Genomic DNA, 1,136 nt, shown 5'->3' on the forward strand with positions numbered 1-1,136 from the left:
CGCCCCAGGCACCCCCACCACTGAACGGCAAGGAGCGGTCATGCCCGCACTTCTGGATCCGGTACTCGACCTGCTGACGCTGCGCGCCACGGTCACCGAGGCCGAACCCGTCGCGGCCCGGATGCGCCGGCTGCGCCTGGAGGGCCACGCCCTCGCGGGGCTCGACGTGCGCCCCGGGCAGCAGGTGCGGGTGCACGTCACGAGCGGACTGACCCGCCGCACGTACTCGGTCTGGCGCTACGACCCCGAAGGCGCCCTGGAGTTGTGCGTGCTCGACCATCCCGGCGCGGGGCCGGGGGCACTGTGGGCGCGGGCCGCGGCGGTGGGCGACGAGGTCCGACTGAGCAAGCCTGAAGGGTCGTTCACGGTGCGCCCCGACGCCACCCACCATGTGTTCGCCGGGGACGAGACCGCCGCCGTCGCCTTCGGCGCCATGCTCGCCGCACTGCCCGCGACGGCCCGGGTCTCCGGCCGCGTGGAAATCGGGTCGGCCGCCGACCGGCTGCCGCTCGCGCACGGCGAGAGGATCGGCTGGCTGGTCCGGGGCACCACCGCACTCCCCGACGCAGTACGGGAGTTGGCGCCCGAACCGGGCGGGGTGGCGTATGTCGCGGGAGAGGCGCGGACCGTGCAGCGGGTGCGGCAGGTGCTGCGGGAGGCAGGCTGGGACCGGCGCTCCGTGCTCACCAAGCCGTTCTGGGCACCGGGCAAGCGCGGCCTGGAGTGAACCGCGTGAGGCGGCAGGTGGCCTGGCTCAGCCGCACCGCGCGCCCGACGGGCAGAAGGACGCCACGGGCGTGGTGAGCGGGGCGCGGACCAGGTCGGCGGCGAGGTCCTCCGGGCCGCTGGAGCGGATCGCGTAGAGCGAGCCGTCGACGGCCCGGAAGCGGTGGTCGATCACCTGGCGGGCGCTGCCGTCCGCGTCGTCGTAGCGGGCGGGCCGCCCGGCATTGAGGCGCGCGATGAATCTCTCCTTCTCGGCCATCACATCGGCCCAGTACTCCGGCAGGTCCTGGGGCGCCCGTCTACCCGGCTACACACTGCTTCATGCGGTCAGTGCGTCCGCTTCAGCCCGAGCCGTTGCGGAATCCAGGGCATCCACACCGGATCCCCTGCCAGTCACCGGTGAACACAGC

The 1,136-nt window shown here is 73.9% G+C and carries 2 protein-coding genes; one reads left to right on the forward strand and one right to left on the reverse strand.

Annotated elements, in window-relative coordinates; translation table 11 throughout:
* The first annotated feature begins 40 nt into the window (after positions 1 to 40).
* Positions 41 to 727 (forward strand): siderophore-interacting protein, encoded by a 687-nt coding sequence (locus FNH09_RS46500; RefSeq protein WP_152895889.1) that lies wholly within the window; start codon positions 41 to 43, stop codon positions 725 to 727.
* A 27-nt stretch (positions 728 to 754) separates the two neighbouring features.
* Here the strand turns inward: FNH09_RS46500 and FNH09_RS46505 are convergent, their stop codons facing one another.
* Positions 755 to 985 (reverse strand): hypothetical protein, encoded by a 231-nt coding sequence (locus FNH09_RS46505; protein WP_202919908.1) that lies wholly within the window; start codon positions 983 to 985, stop codon positions 755 to 757.
* Positions 986 to 1,136: the final 151 nt, after the last annotated feature.

The sequence above is a fragment of the Streptomyces adustus genome (assembly GCF_009377175.1).
GTDB lineage: Bacteria > Actinomycetota > Actinomycetes > Streptomycetales > Streptomycetaceae > Streptomyces > Streptomyces adustus.

Coding starts and splice junctions, on each gene's coding strand:
- FNH09_RS46500 (WP_152895889.1), top strand. CDS start 41: ATGCCCGCACTTCTGGATCCGGTACTCGACCTGCTGACGCTGCGCGCC.
- FNH09_RS46505 (WP_202919908.1), bottom strand. CDS start 985: ATGGCCGAGAAGGAGAGATTCATCGCGCGCCTCAATGCCGGGCGGCCC.